15 protein-coding genes, 2 tRNA genes, 1 rRNA gene, 1 pseudogene and 1 riboswitch are annotated in these 21,529 nt (G+C 62.9%); of the genes and pseudogenes, 9 read left to right on the forward strand and 10 right to left on the reverse strand.

Translation table 11 applies throughout. The features are described 5' to 3' along the window. Positions 1 to 89 precede the first annotated feature (89 nt). Positions 90 to 1,022, forward strand: a pseudogene (locus tag G6P99_RS06265) (Bug family tripartite tricarboxylate transporter substrate binding protein). A gap of 134 nt (positions 1,023 to 1,156) precedes the next feature. On the opposite strand, the gene G6P99_RS06270 reads toward G6P99_RS06265, so the two are convergent. The 4 genes from G6P99_RS06270 to G6P99_RS06285 form a co-directional block, all read right to left on the reverse strand. Continuing rightward, on the reverse strand, positions 1,157 to 2,452 hold the full coding sequence (locus G6P99_RS06270) for a serine hydrolase domain-containing protein (RefSeq protein ID WP_084518373.1): 1,296 nt from the start codon (positions 2,450 to 2,452) through the stop codon (positions 1,157 to 1,159). Positions 2,453 to 3,524: 1,072 nt separating this feature from the next. Further along, positions 3,525 to 4,457: a prephenate/arogenate dehydrogenase family protein gene (locus tag G6P99_RS06275; RefSeq protein WP_029079711.1), complete on the reverse strand. Its 933-nt coding sequence runs from the start codon at positions 4,455 to 4,457 to the stop codon at positions 3,525 to 3,527. A gap of 4 nt (positions 4,458 to 4,461) precedes the next feature. Then, positions 4,462 to 5,559 (reverse strand): histidinol-phosphate transaminase, encoded by a 1,098-nt coding sequence (gene hisC / locus G6P99_RS06280; protein WP_029079710.1) that lies wholly within the window; start codon positions 5,557 to 5,559, stop codon positions 4,462 to 4,464. An 87-nt stretch (positions 5,560 to 5,646) separates the two neighbouring features. Next, positions 5,647 to 6,510, reverse strand: a complete 864-nt coding sequence (locus G6P99_RS06285; RefSeq protein ID WP_029079709.1) for a chorismate mutase — start codon at positions 6,508 to 6,510, stop codon at positions 5,647 to 5,649. A 174-nt stretch (positions 6,511 to 6,684) separates the two neighbouring features. Continuing rightward, a riboswitch (SAM riboswitch) is annotated at positions 6,685 to 6,764 on the forward strand. An 85-nt stretch (positions 6,765 to 6,849) separates the two neighbouring features. Between G6P99_RS06285 and metX the strand changes: the two genes are divergently transcribed. Both metX and metW read left to right on the forward strand, forming a co-directional pair. Then, positions 6,850 to 8,055 carry a homoserine O-acetyltransferase MetX gene (gene metX, locus G6P99_RS06290; protein ID WP_029079708.1) on the forward strand — a complete coding sequence of 402 codons (1,206 nt, stop codon included), beginning with the start codon at positions 6,850 to 6,852 and terminating at the stop codon, positions 8,053 to 8,055. Further along, positions 8,052 to 8,717, forward strand: a complete 666-nt coding sequence (metW, locus tag G6P99_RS06295; RefSeq protein WP_029079707.1) for a methionine biosynthesis protein MetW — start codon at positions 8,052 to 8,054, stop codon at positions 8,715 to 8,717. Before metX ends, metW begins: the two co-directional genes overlap by 4 nt. Positions 8,718 to 8,732: 15 nt before the next feature. Here metW and G6P99_RS06300 read toward each other — a convergent pair whose 3' ends face one another. After that, positions 8,733 to 9,605, reverse strand: coding sequence for an alpha/beta fold hydrolase (locus tag G6P99_RS06300; protein WP_029079706.1), 873 nt, complete (start codon positions 9,603 to 9,605; stop codon positions 8,733 to 8,735). Between the two features lie 232 nt (positions 9,606 to 9,837). Here G6P99_RS06300 and G6P99_RS06305 point away from each other — a divergent pair, with 232 nt between their 5' ends. After that, positions 9,838 to 10,503: a TIGR02594 family protein gene (locus G6P99_RS06305; RefSeq protein WP_029079705.1), complete on the forward strand. Its 666-nt coding sequence runs from the start codon at positions 9,838 to 9,840 to the stop codon at positions 10,501 to 10,503. A 42-nt stretch (positions 10,504 to 10,545) separates the two neighbouring features. Here G6P99_RS06305 and G6P99_RS06310 read toward each other — a convergent pair whose 3' ends face one another. Beyond that, positions 10,546 to 11,337 (reverse strand): MOSC domain-containing protein, encoded by a 792-nt coding sequence (locus G6P99_RS06310; protein ID WP_029079704.1) that lies wholly within the window; start codon positions 11,335 to 11,337, stop codon positions 10,546 to 10,548. Positions 11,338 to 11,393: 56 nt separating this feature from the next. Next, positions 11,394 to 11,909: a GNAT family N-acetyltransferase gene (locus G6P99_RS06315; protein WP_029079703.1), complete on the reverse strand. Its 516-nt coding sequence runs from the start codon at positions 11,907 to 11,909 to the stop codon at positions 11,394 to 11,396. Between the two features lie 57 nt (positions 11,910 to 11,966). Between G6P99_RS06315 and G6P99_RS06320 the strand changes: the two genes are divergently transcribed. Both G6P99_RS06320 and clpB read left to right on the forward strand, forming a co-directional pair. Further along, positions 11,967 to 12,530, forward strand: a complete 564-nt coding sequence (locus G6P99_RS06320; protein WP_029079702.1) for a helix-turn-helix domain-containing protein — start codon at positions 11,967 to 11,969, stop codon at positions 12,528 to 12,530. A gap of 191 nt (positions 12,531 to 12,721) precedes the next feature. Further along, positions 12,722 to 15,373, forward strand: a complete 2,652-nt coding sequence (gene clpB / locus G6P99_RS06325) for an ATP-dependent chaperone ClpB (RefSeq protein WP_029079701.1) — start codon at positions 12,722 to 12,724, stop codon at positions 15,371 to 15,373. A gap of 156 nt (positions 15,374 to 15,529) precedes the next feature. Here the strand turns inward: clpB and G6P99_RS06330 are convergent, their stop codons facing one another. From G6P99_RS06330 to G6P99_RS06340, 3 genes are all read right to left on the reverse strand, one after another. Continuing rightward, on the reverse strand, positions 15,530 to 15,796 hold the full coding sequence (locus tag G6P99_RS06330; RefSeq protein WP_029079700.1) for a hypothetical protein: 267 nt from the start codon (positions 15,794 to 15,796) through the stop codon (positions 15,530 to 15,532). Between the two features lie 95 nt (positions 15,797 to 15,891). After that, positions 15,892 to 16,254 carry an SPW repeat protein gene (locus G6P99_RS06335; RefSeq protein WP_029079699.1) on the reverse strand — a complete coding sequence of 121 codons (363 nt, stop codon included), beginning with the start codon at positions 16,252 to 16,254 and terminating at the stop codon, positions 15,892 to 15,894. A gap of 186 nt (positions 16,255 to 16,440) precedes the next feature. Then, on the reverse strand, positions 16,441 to 18,501 hold the full coding sequence (locus G6P99_RS06340; protein ID WP_051346107.1) for a M23 family metallopeptidase: 2,061 nt from the start codon (positions 18,499 to 18,501) through the stop codon (positions 16,441 to 16,443). 853 nt (positions 18,502 to 19,354) lie between these two features. Between G6P99_RS06340 and G6P99_RS06345 the strand changes: the two genes are divergently transcribed. The 3 genes from G6P99_RS06345 (at position 19,355) to G6P99_RS06355 (ending at position 21,243) form a co-directional block, all read left to right on the forward strand. Further along, a 16S ribosomal RNA gene (locus G6P99_RS06345) occupies positions 19,355 to 20,845 on the forward strand. Positions 20,846 to 21,055: 210 nt separating this feature from the next. Further along, a tRNA-Ile gene (locus G6P99_RS06350) sits at positions 21,056 to 21,132 on the forward strand. Between the two features lie 35 nt (positions 21,133 to 21,167). Then, positions 21,168 to 21,243, forward strand: a tRNA-Ala gene (locus G6P99_RS06355). The last annotated feature ends 286 nt before the right edge of the window (positions 21,244 to 21,529 follow it).

Below are 21,529 nucleotides of genomic sequence, written 5' to 3' on the forward strand. Positions count from 1 at the left end.
GATAACCTCGCTGAAAATTCAGGGAGAGAATCGCGTTGGTGAAATTCAGTCGCCGTCACGTCATCGCTGCCGGCGCGGCGGCTGCCGCGATGCCCTTGCTGTCGCGCCGGGCGTCGGCGCAGGCGGCGTAGCCGTCGCGGCAGATCCGGATGATCTGCAGCTATCCCGCAGGCGGGCAGACCGACCTCTTGGCGCGCGCTTTCGGCGAATACATCTCGCGGCAGGTCGGGCAGACCGTCGTGATCGAGAACAAGGCCGGTGCCTCGGGATCGATCGGCGCGGCGGAAGTCGCGCGCGCCGCGCCCGACGGCCACACCATCCTCTGCTCGATCTCGGCCACCTATGTGATGAACCGGGCGATGATGAAGAACCCCGGCTATGACATGGACAAGGACCTGACGCTGGTCAGCGTGATCCCGGGCGCCGGGCTGCTGCTGGTCGCGAACCCGAAGCTCGGCGTCAAGACGCTGGCGGACTTCGTCGCCCATGCACGCAGCAGCGGCAAGGTGAATTTCGGCACCTACAGCGCGGGCTCGGCGCCGCACATGACGATCAACGAGCTCAACAAGCAATACGGCCTCACCATCGAGCCGATCCATTATCGCGGCGAAGCGCCGATGTGGACCGGGCTCGCGGAAGGCACGCTCGATGTCGCGATGGGCAGCTACACCGCCGCGCAATCCGCGCTGCAAAGCGGCCGCGGCACAGTGTTCGCGGTGCACTCCAAGAAGGTCGCCGCGATCCCGGATATCAAGACGCTGCCCGAACAGGGCGCGACGTCGAAATTCTTCACCTTGAGCGGCTTCTCGGGCTGGGCGGTGCCGAAGGCGACGCCGCAGCCGATCGTCGACCGGCTGTCCGAGCTCTGCGTCGCCGCCAACGACGATGCCAAGGTGAAGGAGGTTCTCAACACCTTCGTGCTGGAGCCCGCGATCGGCTTCAAGGACAGCAACGCGCTGTATCAGCGCGAATTGCCGGGCTGGATGGAGGCCGCCCAGTCGCTCGGCCTGCCGCCGGCGTAGGACGTGGACTCGTAAATTGGTCGCGTCCGCTTCCTCTCCAACAACGGACATTCAAAGAGACACGGTCAACGCCCGGATCGCTTCCGACCAATCAACCCAACGCTTGCCGGCTTATGTTGATTGGCGGAATCATCCTAGGGCTGGCCATCCGGCCAATTATATTCCGCTGCGATACTTTGCATGAGCTCGCTGGCCAGTTCTCCACCGCGAGCCCCGTTCGTCATGATAACGGCGCCATCACCATTTTCGAACACGATCATAGAACTGACGAATCCATCATTGACGCCCCTATGCTGAAATTGTCGATGCGGCGAGACTCCGCGAACAATCAGACCCAGTCCATAATCGCCAAGACCCGGTGTGAGCATTTGAAGGGTCGGGGCCTGAGACAACACGGATGTGTCGCGGCCGGTCCATGCGTCCAGCACACCCAGCGCAAAGTGCGCGACGTCGGTAGGGGTCGTCCACAATCCCGCGGCAGCCAATTCCGGATAGGTATGGGGACCTCCCGGTACCGGCGCTCCGCTCGCTCGATAGGGTGTTGCGGCATTTTGAGCGACATTTTTGGGCAGCGGCTGGAGGAAACTGCTGTGGGTCATTCCGAACGGCTTGAGGACAACTTCTTCAAGCAGTTCTGGAAACGCCTTGTCAGTTACGTCGATGAGCAATTGCTGCACTATAGTATAGCCGCCGCTAGAATACGCGAACCTGGCGCCGGGCTCGTGATCGACAATGACAGGCGCGGTGTTTGCAGGAGCGCATAGTGCAAACCAATCATGCGCTGACAGCTCGAACCGGGCTAGGGCACGACACCACAGCGGCGCGCCGTTGAGAACCTCGGCGAGTGACGGAACGGGTGCATCTGCAGGATATCCCGGAAAATAGGGAACGGTTATACCAGCCGAATGATTCAGCAGGCTTCGAAGTGTAACCCTTGATTGATCGGTGAACGAGTTAACAGGAATTCTCCAGGTCTTAAGGGCTAAATTGACGTCGCCATCGAGATCGAGTTTCCCGGCCTGAACCAATGCGAGCGCCGCTACAGCGGTAACCGGTTTGCTGATTGAGGCCGCTTGGAACAACGTTTCAGGCGTTACAGGCGGACCACCGATGGTGGCGGCCCCGAACCCGCGGGCCTGGATTGCGCCGCCATGAATCACGGCGATGCTGACGCCAGGAACGTGCAGTTCGTTCATCCGATCAGCAAGCCTCATCGGACGACCGCTGGCGTCGGCGATAGCAGGCCTTAGGGCATTCACGATGCGCTGGATACGATGCTCAAAATCGCTGCTGCTGCCTGAGGCCGCATTGTCCTGAGCACGTGAAATCGGGAGGGCAACGAGGCTTCCTATGAACGCGAGCAAGGCTCGACGGCTGATATTGAGGACCGTCGACTTGGCGTTTCGCGAGCAGACGACAAATTGAGACATGAAATAGTTTTACCATAAGGGGCCACTTTCGGCAGGGGTCAACACGAGCTTCGGCGGTGACTGGCGCCAAGTCCGCCTCGTGGCAAAAGCCGACGATTGCGGGAGAGCGAGACGACTTTCCGCCTCGCCCTCGGGCGCCGATGTTTATGAGGACAGGTCCCGGATCGTGCCATGACGGCGCGATCTGGCTGCGACAAAACAACCCGACGGGCAACTCAGCAAAACCTGTCAATGCTCGCGCGCTGAAAATATTTCGCGTTATCAGAAAAACAACTCGGTGTATGGTTCGCCCGTCTCACCCGATCGAGGGGCGCTGCGCATCGTCACGGGTGTTGCGGTGAGATGCGGTGGACGGCGAGCGCGCAGTCGACGAATGCGTGTGAAGCGGACGGTGAAGTCGTGTGGTTCTGACGCCCTAGTGGTAGGTGTCTTTTCACAAAACGCTATCGCGTCTTGTGAAGGCGGTGACAAAAAAGCCAAGTCTCGCCGGGGAGAGCACGAAGTAAGCCGTAACCCATCGCGCAGGGAAAGCCGGGATGTTCCCGGTTACACCTGTGGTCCTACCTCCCGCGTTTTTTACTACGCGGGACCCATGGGTGCGATCGGCACCCGGCTTTCCCTGCGCCCTCTGTTTGAGGAGAGGGCGGAACGAAGAGCAAAGCTCGGGCAGGTAATGTCGCGGGACTGCGAAGCTGCGTCCTCATTCTCATCTGTCATCGCCCGGCTCGCCGCCTTCGCTAAAGCTTCGGCGTGCCAGGGATTCGTGGCCTCGTCGAAGCCTTGGCGTAGACGGGACCGGGCGATCCAGTACGCCGCGGCCTATCGTTTCAATCGCTGGCGTCTCTGGAATACTGGATCACCCGCATGCGCGGGTGATGACACCGAACAGGCTGTTTGACAGATTGAGTCGAGAACCATCCTCATGGTCGTCCTGGCGAAAGCCAGGACCCATTACCCCAAATCTGAATTGTTGCGCGACGCTGGGGCCACGATCCCTTTTATCACCGAATGCGGTGGTATGGGTCCTGGCTTTCGCCAGGACGACGAAGTGGAGAAAGCGGTTCGCGTGATTCTACTTCTTCAAATTCGCATGCGGCCGACCGAAATCCGGCGCCGCGGAATCCTGGCCGGTCTCGACGATGCCGCGGCGGATGGCGCGGGTGCGGGTGAAGTGGTCGAACAGCGCTTCGCCGTCGCCGCGCCGGATCGCGCGGGTCAGCTTCGACAGGTCCTCGGTGAAGGTGCCGAGCATTTCCAGCACGGCGTCCTTGTTGGCGAGGAACACGTCGCGCCACATCGTCGGGTCCGACGCCGCGATGCGGGTGAAGTCGCGGAAACCGCCGGCGGAGAATTTGATCACCTCGGATTCCGTCACCTGCGCCAGCTCGTCGGCGGTGCCGACGATGGTGTAGGCGATCAGATGCGGCAGATGGCTGGTGATCGCGAGCACCAGGTCATGATGATCCGGCGTCATGATCTCGACCTTGGCACCGAGCGCGGCCCAGAACGCGCGCAGCCGGTTGGTCGCGGCGGGATCGGTGCCTTCGGGCGGCGTCAGGATGCACCAGCGGTTGATGAAGAGCTCGGCGAAGCCGGAATCCGGTCCCGAATGCTCGGTGCCGGCCACTGGATGCGCGGGCACGAAGTGCACGCCGTCAGGCAGATGCGGCGCCATGTCCTTGACGACGGCGCCCTTCACCGAGCCGACGTCGGAGATGATGGCGCTGGGCTTGAGATGGCCAGCGATCTCGGCCGCGACCGGACCGCAGGCGCCGACCGGGATGCAGAGGATGACGAGGTCGGCATCCTTGACCGCCTCGATATTGGTCTCGACGACGCGATCGACGATGCCGAGCTCGGCGACGCGCGCGCGCGTCTTCTCCGAACGTGCGGTGGTCACGATCTCGCCAACCAGCCCTTGCGCGCGGGCGCCGCGCGCGATCGAGCCGCCGATCAGGCCGAAGCCGATCAGCGCAATGCGGTTGAAGAGCGGAGCTGTGGTCACGATGTCACTTTCCGGCCAGGAAGTCGCGCAGCCCCTTGACCACGAGGCGGTTGGCTTCCTCGGTGCCAATGGTCATGCGCAGCGCATGCGGCAGCTTGTAATTGTTGAGCGCGCGCAGCACGAGGCCGCGCCGCGTGAGAAAGGCGTCGGCTTCCGCCGCGGTCCTGCCCTTGTCGGTCGGGAAATGGATCAGCACGAAATTGGCGACGCTCGGCGTCACCTTCAATCCGAGCTTGCCGATCTCCTCGGTCAGCCAGTTGCGCCACTGCTCGGTGTGGGTCCGCGACATCTGCACATGCGCCGAGTCCTCGATCGCCGCCACCGCCGCCAGCATCGCCGGCGTCGTGACGTTGAACGGACCGCGGATGCGGTTGCAGGCATCGACGATATGCGCCGGGCCGAACATCCAGCCGATCCGCAGCGCGGCAAGGCCGTGGATCTTCGAGAAGGTGTGCGTCACCACCGTATTGTCCGTCGTCGCGACCAGCTCGATGCCGAGCTCGTAATCGTTGCGCGAGACGTAGTCGGCATAGGCGGCGTCGATCACCAGCAGCACATGCGACGGCAGCGCGGCGCGCAGGCGCTTGACCTCGTCGAACGGGATATAGGTGCCGGTCGGATTGTTCGGGTTGGCAAGCCAGACCAGTTTTGTGCGCGGCGTCACCACCTTGAGAATGGCGTCGACATCGGCCGTGAAGTTGGTCTCGGCCGCGATCACGTTCCTGGCGCCGTTCGCCATGGTGGCGATCGGGTAGACCAGGAAGCCATGGGTGGTCGAGATCGCCTCGTCGCCGGGTGCGAGATAGGTGTGCGCCAGCAGATTGAGGATCTCGTCGGAGCCGGCGCCGCAGATGATGCGGTCAGGATCGAGGCCATAGGCGCGGCCGATCGCCTCGCGCAGCACGCGCGAGGTGCCCTCTGGATAGTCCTCGAGATGGTCGGCCGCCTTCTTGTAGGCCGCGATCGCCTTCGGCGACGGCCCGAACGGCGTCTCGTTGGCGGACAGCTTGAACACCTTGCGGCCCGGTTCCGGCACCGGGCTCCTGCCGGGCGTGTAGGGCGCAATATCGAGAATGCCGGGGTTCGGCACGGGGCGGGACATTATCAACTCCGAACAGAGCGTTTTCCAGCGAAGTGGATACCGGTTCGCGTAAAGAAAACGCGTCAAAACAAGAATCTAGACGGGCGGCTAGCTTTTGGCCGACCCGTTAGAGGGCACCGTATAGCGCGTTGCGTGGCTGCCGACGAGGGCCGAAGAGCGGACCGAGGCGCCGGCCTCGATCAGCGCGAACTTGATCTTCTCGAAGCCCTTGTTCTTAAGGTCTTGCCCCGCGACCGAGACCAGCAAGGCCGCGCCGTCGAAGGCGGTGTCGGGGACCGCGACGATCTCGGCGAGCGGGGCCAGGGCGCGTGCGACATCGGCGTTCCAGCCGGAGACGCGCACGCTCCACATCTCGACCTCGGTCACCATGGCGTCGTCGGCGACCCGCGAGATCACGAACACCGGCAGCGCGGCGGGATGGTCGGCGCGTTCCAGGAACGGCAGCCGCGCGATGATCTTCGGCGCGCCATCGGCTTCCAGCGCATTCCACCACGGCGTGCGGCTGGCGATCGCGGAGACCAGCGCGAGGTCGCCCTTCGATTTCGCGACCGCCTCGACCGCGGCCTGCGCGCTGAAATGCGAGACGTAGGGCACCACGAAGCCGAAGTGAAACCGTGCCGAGTCGCGCATCGCGGACTCACCGACCGAAACATCGGCATGCACCGCGAACGGCGCCTGCACATAAGTGAACGTCGAGATGATGACGCGCCAGATGCTCTCGATGGTGTCGAGCGGCAGGATGCCGCGATGGCGCTGCACCAGCTCCCGCATCATGCTGGCCTCGCGCGCCGGGCGGAACGCCGAGCCGACCTCCTGGGTCTTCTTGACCTGGATCAGGCGGTCGATGATGTCGCCGCGCGCCATCAACAGGCGGTGAACCTGCTCGTCGATCGCATCGATCTCCTTGCGCAGCTCCTGCAGCGAGGGCGGCGACGGGGGTGGCTTGGACATGCTCTAAAACCTTGTTGTCCGCCCGGCCCGATGCCGCGTCAGACAGGGTCCCTGATTAGAAAAGACAGCCACCGAAAGCAAAGAGAAACGTCGCAGGCGTGCCTTGCGCATTCGGTTAACCAATCGGCCGGCGATCTGGCTGCCTTGACGGCGGGGCACCCGGGGACTACGTTCCTTGCGTCCCGTGGTCATTTGAGCCGGCCGGCTTGCAGCCACGTTAAACAACTCGCTAAACAGGCCGGGGACCTTATCAGCTCCCGGCCGAACCTTTGTTCAGGCCGGGTTTTTTATTGGCTTGAGGTCCGTCGAGCCCTCCCGCGCGGAGGCAGGGTCGCCTAGATGAGCAATGTGCGTCCGATACCGAGCCCACAAACCCAGAGCGATGATCGCGCCCATGAGGCCGATCATCCGTCGTCATTGCTGGCGAAGTTCGGGATGGACCAGCCGCTGAAGCTCGATTGCGGCGTCGATCTCGCGCCATTCCAGATCGCCTACCAGACCTATGGCGAGCTCAATGCCGACCGCTCGAATGCGATCCTGGTTTGTCACGCGCTGACCGGCGATCAGCACGTCAACAACACCCATCCCGTCACCGGCAAGCCCGGCTGGTGGGACACCATGGTCGGCGCCGGCAAGCCGATCGATCCCGAAAAATACTTCATCATCTGCTGCAACGTTATCGGCGGCTGCATGGGCTCGACCGGGCCGGCGTCGCTGAATCCTGCGACCGGCAAGGTGTGGGGGCTCGATTTCCCGATCATCACGATCCCCGACATGGTGCGCGCGCAGGCGATGCTGATCGATCGGCTCGGCATCACCACGCTGTTCTGCGTGGTCGGCGGCTCGATGGGCGGCATGCAGGTGCTGCAATGGACCGCCGCCTATCCCGACCGCGTGTTCTCGACGCTCGCGATCGCCTGCTCGACGCGCCACTCGGCGCAGAACATCGCGTTCCACGAGCTCGGACGCCAGGCCGTGATGGCCGATCCGGACTGGCGCGGCGGCCGCTATGTCGACGAGGACACCCATCCGCATCGTGGATTGGCTGTTGCGCGGATGGCTGCGCACATCACCTATCTGTCGGACGCCGCGCTGCACCGCAAGTTCGGGCGGCGGATGCAGGACCGCGAGCTGCCGACCTTCTCGTTCGATGCGGATTTCCAGGTCGAGAGCTATCTGCGCTACCAGGGCTCGTCCTTTGTCGAGCGCTTCGATGCCAACTCCTATCTCTATCTGACCCGCGCGATGGACTATTTCGACATCGCCGGCGACCATGACGGCGTGCTGGCGAAAGCGTTCGCCGGCATCAAGACCCGGTTCTGCGTGGTGTCGTTCACCAGCGACTGGCTGTTTCCGACCTCGGAATCGCGCGCGCTGGTGCACGCGCTGAATGCGTCGAGCGCACGGGTGTCGTTCGCCGAGATCGAAACCGATCGCGGCCATGACGCCTTCCTGCTCGACGTGCCCGAATTCCTGGAAATCTCCCGCGCCTTCCTGCAGGCCGCAGGCAAGGCGCGCGGACTGAACGGCGGCGGCCAATCATGAGCATGCAGCAGACATTGCCGTTGCCGGGCGTCGCGCCGGAGCGAACCGGCAGCTATCGCACCGATCATCTGCTGGTCGCCGACATGGTGCGGCCGGGCTCGCGCGTGCTCGATGTCGGCTGCGGCGATGGCGAATTGCTGCAGCTCCTGGAGAGCCGCGGCATCGACGGCCGCGGCATCGAGCTGTCGCGCGAGGGTGTCAATGGCTGCGTCGCCAAGGGGCTCGCGGTGGTGCAGGGCGACGCCGACACCGACCTCGTCAACTATCCCGATGACGCCTTCGACTACGTGATCCTGTCGCAGACGCTGCAGGCGACGCGGCAGCCGAAGGTGGTGCTGGAGAATCTGTTGCGCATCGGCCAGCGCGCCATCGTCTCGTTCCCGAATTTCGGCTTCTGGAAGATGCGGCTGCAGCTCCTGATCGGCGGCCACATGCCGCGCACCGAGAATTTGCCGGCAAGCTGGTACGACACATCCAACATCCATTTCTGCACCATCAAGGATTTCGTGCAGCTCTGCGACGAGATCAACGTCAAGATGGAGCGCGCGGTCGCGCTCGATCTCTACGGCCGCCCGGTGCCGCTCAATCTGCCGTGGTGGGTGTGGAACATGTTCGGCGAGCAGGGCGTGTTCCTGCTCAGCCGCGGCGGGCAAGGGAAATGATCGGTGCGTGGCGCGTCACACCGGCGCCGCCACCAGCGATCTCGGATCGCGCACCGGCCAGCGGCCGGCCTCGACCAGCGCGATGAACCGCTCCACCATCTCGTTGAACAGCGCCGGTTCCTCGAGGTTGAGCACGTGACCCGACTTCGGGAAGAACGACAGGCCGGCGGCCGGCAGATGCTGCTTCAGGAACATGCTGGGCGCGATGCAATTGTCGTCCTCGTCGCCGCACAGGATCAGCGCCGGCGTGGCTGCGCCCTTGATGGCCTCGGTCATGGTGTAGATCGAAGGCCTGCCACCCTGGAAGCTGCGCATCGTGTTGGCCGAGCCCTTGGCATCATGGCGGGCGAGCGCGGCATAGAAATCGGCGTGGCCGCGCGGATCCTTGACCAGGAACGGAATCCGGCTCGGCGCCTCGCGCGTCACCTTGGCGACCTCAACCGAGCCGATGGTCTCATATTGCTCGGCATTGGCGCGGCACTGCGCGCGGAAGGCTTCGAGATTCTCGAGGCTCGAGCCGGAGCCGACCGCGGCGAGCGTCATCGACAGCGCGCGCTCGGGCGCGTTGAGCGCGACCTGCAGCGACGAATAGGAGCCCATCGAGAGACCTATGAAATGGGCCTTCGCGATGTCGAGGTGGTCCAGCACCGCAAGCGCGTCGGTGTAGAAATGTTTGTAGGTGTAGACCTCGGCATTCGGCGGCACGTCCGACGGCGTGTAGCCGCGCGCGGAATAGGCGATGCAGCGGTGCCCGCGCGAGAAGTAGCGCATCTGCGGTTCCCAATTGGTGTGGTCCGCGGCGAACTCGTGCAGGAAGATGATCGAGGTTCCGTGGCCGGCCTCTTCGAAATGCAGGCGGACGTTATCTTTCGTGACGGCGTGGGGCATTGAAATTCTCCTCTCGTTGGCCGACCTCAGATTTGCAATTAATTTTCGCGGCCGCAATGCGGCAGCTCCGATTATTTTTGGTCATGGAGTTTGCGCGGAATGACCCGGAAATCGTTTCCGCGGCGCCGCATGAAATCTTCCTCTCGCCACATCCCGAATTTCAAAACCACCGCCGCGTTCCCAAGGGAACGCGATGGGGAATTGGGGGGTGTTACAGAGGATCTCGAGAAGTATGGTTCAGTTGCTTGCGTATCGTCGGTCGCTTCGTGTTTTGGCGCTGGCTCTGTGTTCGCTCACGCTCGCCGTGATCGCCGCCGCTCCGGCGTCCGCCCGTCCGCATCATTCGCGTCACGCGCATTCGGCCCATGCCGGCCATCACGCGCGACACCACGCCCGTCATCGCTATCGCCACACCGCGCGGCTGTCGCGCGCCAAGCGCCGCGCACTGACGCAGGCCGGCGGCTTCGCCGAGGCCAATGCGTCCGTGTTGCCGGGCGGCGCTGAAGCCGTGCCCAACACCGGTGGTGTGAGTGCTGAGAGCGGCTTCGGCTCGTCCGGCATCGTCGCCGAGGCGCGCCGCTATCTCGGCGGCAATCCGACCGATCGCCGCAGCCTGTGGTGCGCGCGCTTCATGAACATGGTGCTGCAGCACACTGGCCATCGCGGCACCGGCTCCGACATGGCGAGTTCATTCGCCAAATACGGTGAGCGCGTTTCGGGGCCGCAAGTCGGCGCCATCGCCGTGATGAGTCGCCGTGGCGGCGGTCACGTCGGCATCATCACCGGCGTCGATGCTAAGGGCAATCCGATCATGATCTCGGGCAACAGCGGCCATCGTGTCCGCGAGGCGCCGGTCTCGCGCGGCCGGATCTACGCTTATGTGATGCCGACCAACTGATCCGTCGAAAGCCGGGTACGGCGCATGCGCGCCTTGGCCGGCTTACGATGCTACAGGCTGTTCGGCGGCAATCGTGTCGCCGACGGCCGCATCACCGTCAGCGATGATCTCGGCGTAGATGCCGCATTCATTGTTGCCGAAGCGCTGCATCAGCGTGTTCGGGACCGAGAGGTCGCGCACGCCGGTCTCGGGATCGACATTGACTGCGGCGCAGCGGGTGATGCGCTTCACCACCTTGGCCCGCGCGCTGCCGATCGCAATCGTCTGGTCCAGCAGGCTGGCTTCATGCCAGGCCGGCCAGCCCTCGACATAGAGGTTGGCGCGGAAGCGCAGCGGATGGACCGGCGCCTGCGCCATGTCCTCGATCGCCCGCAGGCTCGCCAGATTGATGATCGAGACCACCTTGCGCGGGACATCGGAAAAACTGTGCCCGGGGCTCACCAGCACCTTGGGCGGTCCCTTGATCTGGCCGGCATGACGATCGGCGAAATAGCGCTCGATCGCCGCGCGCCCTGCTTCGGTCTCGAGATCGCCCTGGGCCAGCATCGCGCCATCGCGGCGCAGCGTCAGTACATGGCTGTCATCGTCGAAATGGGTGCGCAGCGGCGCCAGCCATTCGTCCCGCTGCAGCATCAGGAAATGCGGCTTCGGCAACCATTTCGGCGCCGACGGATCGAAACCGCTCGGGCCGTTCTCGATCGCGTAGCGGCGATCCGAGCGCAGCGTCTCGCCGGTCTTGAGCTCAGTGCGGGGCAGGGGCTCGGGCGTGAGTCCCTTGACCGGGTAACGATAGATGCCGGTGATCCTGGCGGAGGAAGCGAGCGTATTGTCCATCCGCCCGCTCTAGCCTGTTTGGCGGGCGAGGAGAACCGCCGCCAGCAGTAAGGCAGCTAGTCAGGTCGCGCCGCGCCCGCCTCATCCAGCACGCGTTGCATGAACACCAGATCGAGCCAGCGGCCGAACTTGCGTCCGACCTCCGGCATCCGGGCAACCTCGACGAAGCCGGCCTGCGCATGCAGCCGCAGCGAGGCCCGGTTGCCGCCGTCGATCCCGGCGATCATGACGTGCTTGCCGAGCGCGCTGGCTGCGGCGACGAGCTCGTCGATGATGACGCGGCCAAGGCCGCGGCCGCGATGATCGGCGTGGATATAGACGCTGTGTTCGACGCTGTAGCGATAGCCGGGAAAGGCCCGGAAATCGCCGAACGTGCCGTAGCCGAGCACCGTCGTCCCCTCGACGGCCACCAGCACCGGATAACCCAACTCCTGCCGCGCCTTCATCCAGGCCAGCCGCTCGGCGTCAGAGTCCTGCTTTTCGGTCCAGATCGCGCTCGAATTGGCGACCGCCTCGTTGAAGATCGCGGTGATCGCAGAAATGTCCTGCTCGGTGGCGGGGCGGATGATCATTGACAGTTCCTCGACGGGCCTCTTGAACAACTCCGGTTGTCTACTATATAAGACGGTATGTCAATTATAGAGGACAAGGCCGATGATGCTCTCGGGCGGCGGGTTCGCGCCGAACGGGAGGGCCGCGGCTGGTCGCTGGCGGAACTCGCCGGGCGGGCAGGCGTGTCCAAGGCCATGCTGAGCAAGATCGAGCGGGCGGAGGCGAGCCCCACGGCGGCGACGCTGTCGCGGATTGCCACGGCCTATGGCCTGACCATGGCCGCGCTGTTCGAGGTTGCGTCAGACGGTTCCCGTCTGCAGCGGGCCAAGGATCAGCCGGTGTGGCGCGATCCGAAGGCGGCCTATCTGCGGCGGCAGGTGTTCCTGCATCCGGCCAATCCGCTGGAACTGGTGGAGATCGAGCTGCCGGCCCGGCAGGAAGCCGGCTTCCCCGCCAGCGCCTATCACCTGGTGCGCCAGGTGGTCTGGGTGATCGGCGGCCGCCTCACCCTGATGGAAGGGGCGGTCCGCCACGAGCTCGCTGCGGGTGACCGTGTCGAGCTCGGCCCGCCGTCGGACATCGTCTTCCGTAACGAAACTGCTCAGCCCTGCCGCTACCTTGTCGCCATCGTGCGGCGCTGAGCTCCATCGGGTGAAATCGCAAGCTGTGGCTCTTCCGTTTTGGAACCAAGTGCCCACATCTGCGGCAAGCCTGAAAAATGATGGCGACGACCAGAGGCTGGTTGAGGAACGTCAACGCGGCCCGCGGAAACCCAATGAAGATGCTGTTGTCATGCCTGAATGGGTGACGATGGCAGGCCGAGGGAAAACGAATGAACATTGAGAAGTACACCGAGCGCGCGCGCGGATTCATCCAGTCTGCCCAGTCGCTCGCAATGCGCGACGGTCACCAGCAGTTCTCGCCGTTGCATCTGTTGAAGGTGCTGCTGGACGACAATGAGGGGCTGGCCGGAGGTCTGATCGACCGTGCCGGCGGCAATTCCAGAGCGATCCTGAAGACGACCGAAGAGGCGCTGAACAAGCTGCCGAAGGTTTCGGGCAACGGTGCCGGGCAGGTCTACCTGTCTCCGGAGCTGGCGCGTGCCTTCGACGCCGCGGAAAAGGCCGCCGAAAAGGCCGGCGACAGTTTTGTCACCGTCGAGCGGCTGCTGCTCGGGCTCACGCTCGAGAAAGGCAGCGAGGCGGCCTCTATCCTGAGCAAGGGCGGCGTCACGGCGCAGAACCTGAACGCGGCGATCGAAGCGCTGCGCAAGGGCCGCACTGCTGACAGTGCGACCGCCGAGAACGCCTATGACGCGCTGAAGAAATATGCCCGCGACCTGACCCAGGCGGCGCGCGACGGCAAGCTCGACCCGGTGATCGGCCGTGACGAGGAGATCCGCCGTACCATCCAGGTGCTGTCGCGGCGGACCAAGAACAATCCCGTCCTGATCGGTGAGCCCGGCGTCGGCAAGACCGCGATCGTCGAGGGCCTGGCGCTGCGCATCCTCAACGGCGACGTGCCGGAGAGCCTCAAGGACAAGAAGCTGCTGTCGCTCGACATGGGCGCCCTGATCGCCGGCGCGAAATATCGCGGCGAGTTCGAGGAGCGGCTGAAATCCGTCCTGCAGGAGGTCTCGACCGCCGAGGGCGGCATCATCCTGTTCATCGACGAGATGCACACGCTGATCGGCGCCGGCAAGGCCGACGGCGCGATGGACGCGTCCAACCTGCTGAAGCCTGCGCTCGCGCGCGGCGAGCTGCACTGTATCGGTGCGACCACGCTCGACGAGTACCGCAAGCATGTCGAGAAGGATGCCGCGCTGGCCCGCCGGTTCCAGCCGATCTATGTCAGCGAGCCGACGGTCGAGGACACCATCTCGATCCTGCGCGGCCTGAAGGACAAATACGAGCAGCATCATGGCGTGCGCATCACCGACACCGCGTTGGTGGCCGCGACCACGCTGTCGAACCGCTACATCACCGACCGTTTCCTCCCCGACAAGGCCATAGATCTGATGGACGAGGCGGCGGCGCGGCTGAAGATGCAGGTCGATTCCAAGCCCGAAGAGCTCGATTCGCTGGATCGCGACATCATCCGGCTCAAGATCGAGCAGGAGGCGTTGAAGAAGGAGAACGATGCCGGCTCGAAAAGCCGCCTGCAGACGCTGGAGAAGGAACTCGCCGGGCTCGAGGAGAGGTCGGTGGCGCTGACGGCACGCTGGAGCGCGGAGAAGAACAAGCTCTCCAATGCCCAGAAGCTGAAGAGCGAACTCGACGCACTCCGCGTCGAGCTTGCCAATGCGCAGCGTCGTGGCGAATTCCAGAAGGCGGGCGAGCTGGCCTATGGCCGGATTCCCGCGCTGGAGAAGAAGCTCGCCGACATCGAGGCAGCCGAAAGCAGCCACCCGAACGGCGGCGAGATGATGGAGGAGGCGGTTACCGCCAACCACATCGCGCAGGTCGTCTCGCGCTGGACCGGCGTTCCGGTCGACAAGATGCTCGAGGGCGAAAAGGACAAGCTCCTGAAGATGGAGGACAGTCTCGCCAAGCGCGTCGTCGGCCAGGCCGAAGCGGTGCGCGCGGTGGCAACCGCGGTGCGCCGTGCCCGAGCGGGCCTGCAGGACCCGAACCGGCCGACCGGCTCGTTCATGTTCTTGGGCCCCACCGGCGTCGGCAAGACCGAGCTGACCAAGGCGCTCGCCGCTGACCTGTTCAACGACGAGACCGCGATGGTCCGCCTCGACATGTCCGAGTTCATGGAGAAGCACTCGGTCTCGCGGCTGATCGGCGCGCCTCCCGGCTATGTCGGCTACGACGAGGGTGGTGCGTTGACCGAAGCCGTACGGCGGCGGCCCTACCAGGTCGTGCTGTTCGACGAGATCGAGAAGGCGCATCCCGACGTCTTCAACGTGTTGTTGCAGGTGCTCGATGACGGCCGGCTGACCGATGGTCAGGGCCGCACCGTCGACTTCCGCAACACGCTGATCATCATGACCTCGAACCTCGGTTCGGAGTTTTTGGTGAATCAGCCCGAAGGCGAGGACACCGCGGCAGTTCGCGATCAGGTGATGGGCGTGGTGCGGGCGCATTTCAGGCCGGAATTCCTGAACCGCATCGACGAGATCATCCTGTTCCACCGCCTGCAGAAGAGCGAGATGGGCCGCATCGTCGAGATCCAGTTCGCGCGGCTGCGCAAGCTGCTCGAGGATCGCAAGATCGAGCTCACGCTCGATCCGAAGGCGCGGGATTGGCTCGCCGAGAAGGGCTGGGATCCGGCTTACGGTGCCCGTCCGTTGAAGCGGGTGATCCAGCGCAGCGTGCAGGACCCGCTGGCCGAAATGATCCTCGCCGGCGAGGTCAAGGACGGCGATCACGTCAAGATTTCGGAGAAGGGCAACGTGCTGACCTTCAACGGCCAGGTGCCCAAAACCGCCGAGATCGTGCAGTTCGAGGCCCCGGTCTCGAAGCGCAAGCTGAACTAGAGCCTTTCCCGTTCCGATGGGATCGGAACGGGGCTCTAGATTCTTGTTTTGAGCGTTTTCTTCACGCGAACCGGTAGCCACTTCGCTCGAAAACGCTCTAACGGCTCAACAACAAAAAAGCCTCCCCGCAGATCGCGGGGAGGATTTGGTTGCAAATCACTCCTGCGGGACGATCGGCGGCGACTGGCCGCCGGGCTCGTCGTCCTCGGCGGGCTCGATCTCGGACAGGATGTCGACCAGCTCGCGGGCGCGGCCCGTGGCCAATGGCCTGCCGGCATTGATCAGCGGCTCGTCGTTGGCAAGCCAGGCCTGCGCCTCGGCAAGCTCGGTGATGGTAGCTCCCGATGCAATGATCCTGGCAATCGTGACGTCGTCGGCGTGGCCGACGGCCTTCAGCACGTCGTCGCGGGTGAGCGGGGTCATGGCGCAAATCCTTGTGCATATCTTCGTTGAGCACAACCGAACCCCTGCCCGCCGGCGATCCGCACCAGCGGGTAGGGACGCATCAGTTCAAGGCCTCAGCTGTGCGTTGTGAGCCGAGGCGGATGCTGGGACATTACCCAGAGCTCGATCGCAGCAAGGACTGCGACGGCGATGCCGATCACCACGTGCACAGTCGTCGCGGTGGTCATTCCCTTGAAACCAAGGACCCAGGGCGAGACCAGCGCCCAAAACCCGACGATGAGGTTCAGCCACTCCTCCCAGACCGCGAATGCCGCGAGCGCGGCGATCGCAAGGATCGCCATCGCGAGGCCGACGATGTGGGCGTTGGTGGAAACCGTTCCGGCGTCGAACTTGAACAGCCACGGCGACAGGAAGAGAATCGCGCCGAGGATCAGGTTTGCGACGTCACACAGTTTTGCGTTCGTCCAGTTCTCCATGACACCCTCCATTGGAGGTTTCACTGACGAATCAACTGGATGATCGCCGTTCGGGTTCCCATCTTGCGGCGCGAAATTTAATGAAACTGGCGGCGTGACGGCCTGGAAACGGCATCGTATCTGCGCTGCGCCTACAGCGTTTCGTAGGATCTGCGCGGCCGGACGGGCCGGCGGCCTCTTGCATCATCAGCGGTTGGTGGAGCGCGTCTGCGACGTCGAACTGGTGGCGTCCGAGACGATGCGGGCGCTGCCGCGGCTCGACATCTGGGCTTCGATCCGGTCGCGCTCCTTCTCGAAGCCCGCGAGCATCGGACCTTCGAGCGAGCGGCCGCGCGGCAGTTTCACGCGCATCGGATCGACGAATCGGCCGTTGACCAGGATTTCGTAGTGGACGTGCGGGCCGGTCGACTGGCCGGTCGAGCCGACGAAGCCGATCACCTGGCCCTGCCGCACCTTCTTGCCGATCTCCATGCCCTTGGCGAAGGCCGACATGTGGCCATAGGCCGTCTCGTAGCCGTTGGAATGCTTGATGCGGATATATTTGCCGTAACCGCCCTCGTACCCGACCTTTTCGAGCACGCCGTTGCCGGAGGCAAAAATCGGCGTGCCGTAGGCGGTGGCCCAGTCGACGCCGGTGTGCATCTTCACATAGCCGAGGATCGGATGGCGGCGGCCGCCGAAGCCCGAACGCATGATCGCGGTGTTGACCGGCTTGCGCACCAAAAACTTCTTCGCGCTCTTGCCGGTCTCGTCATAGTAGTCGACGACGCCGTCGTCGGAGCTCTGGAAGCGGTAGTACTTTTTGGTTTCGCCGCCCACGGTCAGCGCGGCATAGAGCACTTCGGTCTTTTCGGTGCTGGTGACGCCCTCGTCCTCGCCGGCATAGTACACATCGAAGCTGTCGCCGGGCTGCACCTTGCGCTGGAAATCGACGTCGTAGGAGTAGATCTTGACCATGTCGTCGATCACGGTCGGCGGCACCTTGTTGCGCAGCGCGGTCTCGTAAATGCTCTGATAGAGCCGCACGCCGCTGCCATCATCCTCGTCATCGTCGCTGGAATTGTCAGCGGTGTCGGTCGTGGTGTTCATGCTCTGCACGTCGACGGCGACGTATCGGCCGATATCGGACAGTGCGGCGATGGCCTCGACGACGGATTCGTTGGCGACGATCACGCGATAGGGCTGCAGCCTGACATTCGGTCCGGGAGTCGCCGGGGCCATCAGGATTCGCACCTTCTGGCCTTCCTTCAGGCCGCCGTCGCGGCCGCGCGGGCCGAGCGTCGCGGCAATCGCCTTCGCCTCGTCGGGCGTTGCGCCCTGGTCGCGCAGGATCGAGGTGATGCTGTCGCCCTTCTTGACGAGGTGAACCCGTTCGCCGGTCGGATTGCCGCCGGTGACCTGCTCCTTGGTCTTCGGCAGCAGGGTGACGTTCTCCGGCACCACGCGGGTCTCGAAGCCCGCATAGGGATCGGGGGCGTTGCCCTCGGTGGCGTAGGCCAGCCTCATGTCGGGCCCGGCGCCGGTCGCGTCGGCCGCGGCATTGGCGAGTGAGGCGTAGCGCACTGAGTTGCCGGAGCCGCGCCAATTGGCGGCGTCGCGGACCCGCATCAGGATGTCATCGAGCGCGACGACGGCAGCGAGCTTCGCTTTCGGCAGCACGGATGCCAGATCCTTGGTGACGAAAGAGACCTCGGCGTCGGGCTCGGCCGCCGCATTCGGATCCTCGGTCGCCGCCGGCGTGTCGGAGCCGACATCGGTCAGAAGACGTTGCGCGTTGAACGCAGGTATTTTTGCCGACAGATCGCTCGTGGTCATCGAGAGATTGCCGGAAATGCGGATGAAGGGCCGCACCCGCATCACGTCGCGATTGCCGACGCGGGTTACGGTCGATACGCGCACCAGGCTGCGGGAGGCGGAAGATTCGCTGGGTGGCGGCAGGCGGTCGCCCTTGTGCACGCTGACGACGCGATCATTGCCGGTGAACGCACCGCGCAGCGCGCCTTCGACGCGCTCCGGCACCTTGGCAAAAGTCATTTCGCCGTCGAGCGACGCAAAAACGGCGCCGCCGATCAGGGCCGCGCCACATAGACCAGTCAGAATGGTGCCGCTGAACCATTGAACGGAGACACGGCGGCGATCGATCACCGCAGCCTCGGTGCCGTCGACTGAAAGCGGCGGCTCGTGACCGAGATCGATCATCCCGGTCTCGCGCCCAATGCCGCTTCCGCGTGACGCCCGTTGGCTCAACCCTGTATCCCCCCAAATTCCAGCAACTGCGATCGACCTCTGCTCGTCCCTGTTCCCACCTCGATTCCTCGACGAGGAATTCCGGCAGTGTGGCGAGCCACACGCATCGAAGCCGAGAAGCCGATGGCCATTAGCTAGCCGCGATCTCGAACGTCAATGGTGTGCAGATCTCTCGATGTTGCTCGGCCGTGTAGGGAAAGAGGCGACGGGTTCTTGGAGAAAATCGCCTAGTCCCCCGAAAAAACCACCCGAGCCCCCACAGGTTTCGAGCGGTTCATTGCATACCTTATAGCCAGAACGTCGCAGGATTGTGGCTCAAGTGCGGCGCAAGGTCCCCAAATATCAGGGACTTTTCCGCCCCTGAAAAAAGTTTGTCGTCATGCGACGATTTCTTGACGATGAGTGTTGACAGGTCCGAAGGGGCGGGCCTATAAGACACCCACTGAGCGCGGCGCTGCATTGGCCCACCGGCCAAGGCAAGCATTCGCGCCCTTTATGCTCCTCACTTCGATGAGTGACACAACAGCCGACATAAATCGGTTGGGGTTTACGATCGATTGCTGAAGGGTAGAACCACCCTCTAGGGTGTGGGGTCATCGGATCCCGGGCTGTTTGACAAGTAAAGATGAAGAAAGAGAAACGTGGACGGCGGAGTCCTTGCGTCCCTCGGAATACTTGAAGGCTTCGGCTTTTGACGTTCTGAGGGTGGACGAAAGACTTCGGCGGTACACGTTTTAAAGGTTACACCATCGTTGTCAGCGATGTGAATCGCGGACAGCTCGTCGACTTCGGTCGGCGAAGAATGGTGGGACCTCGTCAAACGTTGTGATCAGCCGGTTCAAGGTTTCAAGTCCAACTTGAGAGTTTGATCCTGGCTCAGAGCGAACGCTGGCGGCAGGCTTAACACATGCAAGTCGAGCGGGCATAGCAATATGTCAGCGGCAGACGGGTGAGTAACGCGTGGGAACGTACCTTTTGGTTCGGAACAACACAGGGAAACTTGTGCTAATACCGGATAAGCCCTTACGGGGAAAGATTTATCGCCGAAAGATCGGCCCGCGTCTGATTAGCTAGTTGGTGAGGTAATGGCTCACCAAGGCGACGATCAGTAGCTGGTCTGAGAGGATGATCAGCCACATTGGGACTGAGACACGGCCCAAACTCCTACGGGAGGCAGCAGTGGGGAATATTGGACAATGGGCGCAAGCCTGATCCAGCCATGCCGCGTGAGTGATGAAGGCCCTAGGGTTGTAAAGCTCTTTTGTGCGGGAAGATAATGACGGTACCGCAAGAATAAGCCCCGGCTAACTTCGTGCCAGCAGCCGCGGTAATACGAAGGGGGCTAGCGTTGCTCGGAATCACTGGGCGTAAAGGGTGCGTAGGCGGGTCTTTAAGTCAGGGGTGAAATCCTGGAGCTCAACTCCAGAACTGCCTTTGATACTGAAGATCTTGAGTTCGGGAGAGGTGAGTGGAACTGCGAGTGTAGAGGTGAAATTCGTAGATATTCGCAAGAACACCAGTGGCGAAGGCGGCTCACTGGCCCGATACTGACGCTGAGGCACGAAAGCGTGGGGAGCAAACAGGATTAGATACCCTGGTAGTCCACGCCGTAAACGATGAATGCCAGCCGTTAGTGGGTTTACTCACTAGTGGCGCAGCTAACGCTTTAAGCATTCCGCCTGGGGAGTACGGTCGCAAGATTAAAACTCAAAGGAATTGACGGGGGCCCGCACAAGCGGTGGAGCATGTGGTTTAATTCGACGCAACGCGCAGAACCTTACCAGCCCTTGACATCCCGGTCGCGGACTCCAGAGATGGAGTTCTTCAGTTCGGCTGGACCGGAGACAGGTGCTGCATGGCTGTCGTCAGCTCGTGTCGTGAGATGTTGGGTTAAGTCCCGCAACGAGCGCAACCCCCGTCCTTAGTTGCTACCATTTAGTTGAGCACTCTAAGGAGACTGCCGGTGATAAGCCGCGAGGAAGGTGGGGATGACGTCAAGTCCTCATGGCCCTTACGGGCTGGGCTACACACGTGCTACAATGGCGGTGACAATGGGATGCTAAGGGGCGACCCTTCGCAAATCTCAAAAAGCCGTCTCAGTTCGGATTGGGCTCTGCAACTCGAGCCCATGAAGTTGGAATCGCTAGTAATCGTGGATCAGCACGCCACGGTGAATACGTTCCCGGGCCTTGTACACACCGCCCGTCACACCATGGGAGTTGGTTTTACCTGAAGACGGTGCGCTAACCCGCAAGGGAGGCAGCCGGCCACGGTAGGGTCAGCGACTGGGGTGAAGTCGTAACAAGGTAGCCGTAGGGGAACCTGCGGCTGGATCACCTCCTTTCTAAGGATGATCCTTCAGATCGCTTACGCGTTCTATCGGATCGTTTTAGAAACATTCAGGGGCCAACAGTTTCAGGATTGTTGAGCTCCATTGGCGGGATTTCGCCGTCTTCGTTTCTCTTTCTTCGCGGACGAACACGCGCCAGGGGCTGAGCGCTTGAGCGATGCACCGGCGCAAGTCGGTTGCGCGCCGGCATGCCTCTCGTGTTAGGGGCTTGTAGCTCAGTTGGTTAGAGCGCGCGCTTGATAAGCGTGAGGTCGGAAGTTCAAGTCTTCCCAGGCCCACCATTTTGATCGAGTGCGGAGCATTCGTCTTCTGGTACGGGGCCATAGCTCAGCTGGGAGAGCGCGTGCTTTGCAAGCATGAGGTCGTCGGTTCGATCCCGTCTGGCTCCACCAGATGGAATTGAAGCTCGAGAATGCACCTTGTTCAAGAAGCTCTGTTCAAATCGTCCGCGAAACATCACTTCGCACTCATTGGTCCGGATGGACGGTGACGTGCGTGTTTTCTGACATCGTAAAGAGGAGATCGATCCGAGTTTGGATCTGCGGAGTAATTCGCGGGTACCATTCATAATCTCCAGATCGTTTTCGGCGCTCGCGCATCGCAGTTCATCGCAAGATGAGTGGGATGAGCGAGTTGTAAAACGATCTTTTTAGCGAAGCTTGACCGCCTCGCTATCGG

Origin of the sequence: Bradyrhizobium sp. 6(2017) (genome assembly GCF_011058295.2) — a bacterium.
In the GTDB taxonomy this organism is placed as follows: domain Bacteria; phylum Pseudomonadota; class Alphaproteobacteria; order Rhizobiales; family Xanthobacteraceae; genus Bradyrhizobium; species Bradyrhizobium septentrionale.

Bases quoted from the DNA above. Each gene is read 5' to 3' on its own strand.
- G6P99_RS06270 (WP_084518373.1), bottom strand. From the start codon at position 2,452: ATGTCTCAATTTGTCGTCTGCTCGCGAAACGCCAAGTCGACGGTCCTC.
- hisC (WP_029079710.1), bottom strand. From the start codon at position 5,559: ATGTCCCGCCCCGTGCCGAACCCCGGCATTCTCGATATTGCGCCCTAC.
- G6P99_RS06285 (WP_029079709.1), bottom strand. From the start codon at position 6,510: ATGTCCAAGCCACCCCCGTCGCCGCCCTCGCTGCAGGAGCTGCGCAAG.
- metX (WP_029079708.1), top strand. From the start codon at position 6,850: ATGAGCAATGTGCGTCCGATACCGAGCCCACAAACCCAGAGCGATGAT.
- metW (WP_029079707.1), top strand. From the start codon at position 8,052: ATGAGCATGCAGCAGACATTGCCGTTGCCGGGCGTCGCGCCGGAGCGA.
- G6P99_RS06300 (WP_029079706.1), bottom strand. From the start codon at position 9,605: ATGCCCCACGCCGTCACGAAAGATAACGTCCGCCTGCATTTCGAAGAG.
- G6P99_RS06305 (WP_029079705.1), top strand. From the start codon at position 9,838: ATGGTTCAGTTGCTTGCGTATCGTCGGTCGCTTCGTGTTTTGGCGCTG.
- G6P99_RS06310 (WP_029079704.1), bottom strand. From the start codon at position 11,337: ATGGACAATACGCTCGCTTCCTCCGCCAGGATCACCGGCATCTATCGT.
- G6P99_RS06315 (WP_029079703.1), bottom strand. From the start codon at position 11,909: ATGATCATCCGCCCCGCCACCGAGCAGGACATTTCTGCGATCACCGCG.
- G6P99_RS06320 (WP_029079702.1), top strand. From the start codon at position 11,967: ATGTCAATTATAGAGGACAAGGCCGATGATGCTCTCGGGCGGCGGGTT.
- clpB (WP_029079701.1), top strand. From the start codon at position 12,722: ATGAACATTGAGAAGTACACCGAGCGCGCGCGCGGATTCATCCAGTCT.
- G6P99_RS06330 (WP_029079700.1), bottom strand. From the start codon at position 15,796: ATGACCCCGCTCACCCGCGACGACGTGCTGAAGGCCGTCGGCCACGCC.
- G6P99_RS06335 (WP_029079699.1), bottom strand. From the start codon at position 16,254: ATGGAGAACTGGACGAACGCAAAACTGTGTGACGTCGCAAACCTGATC.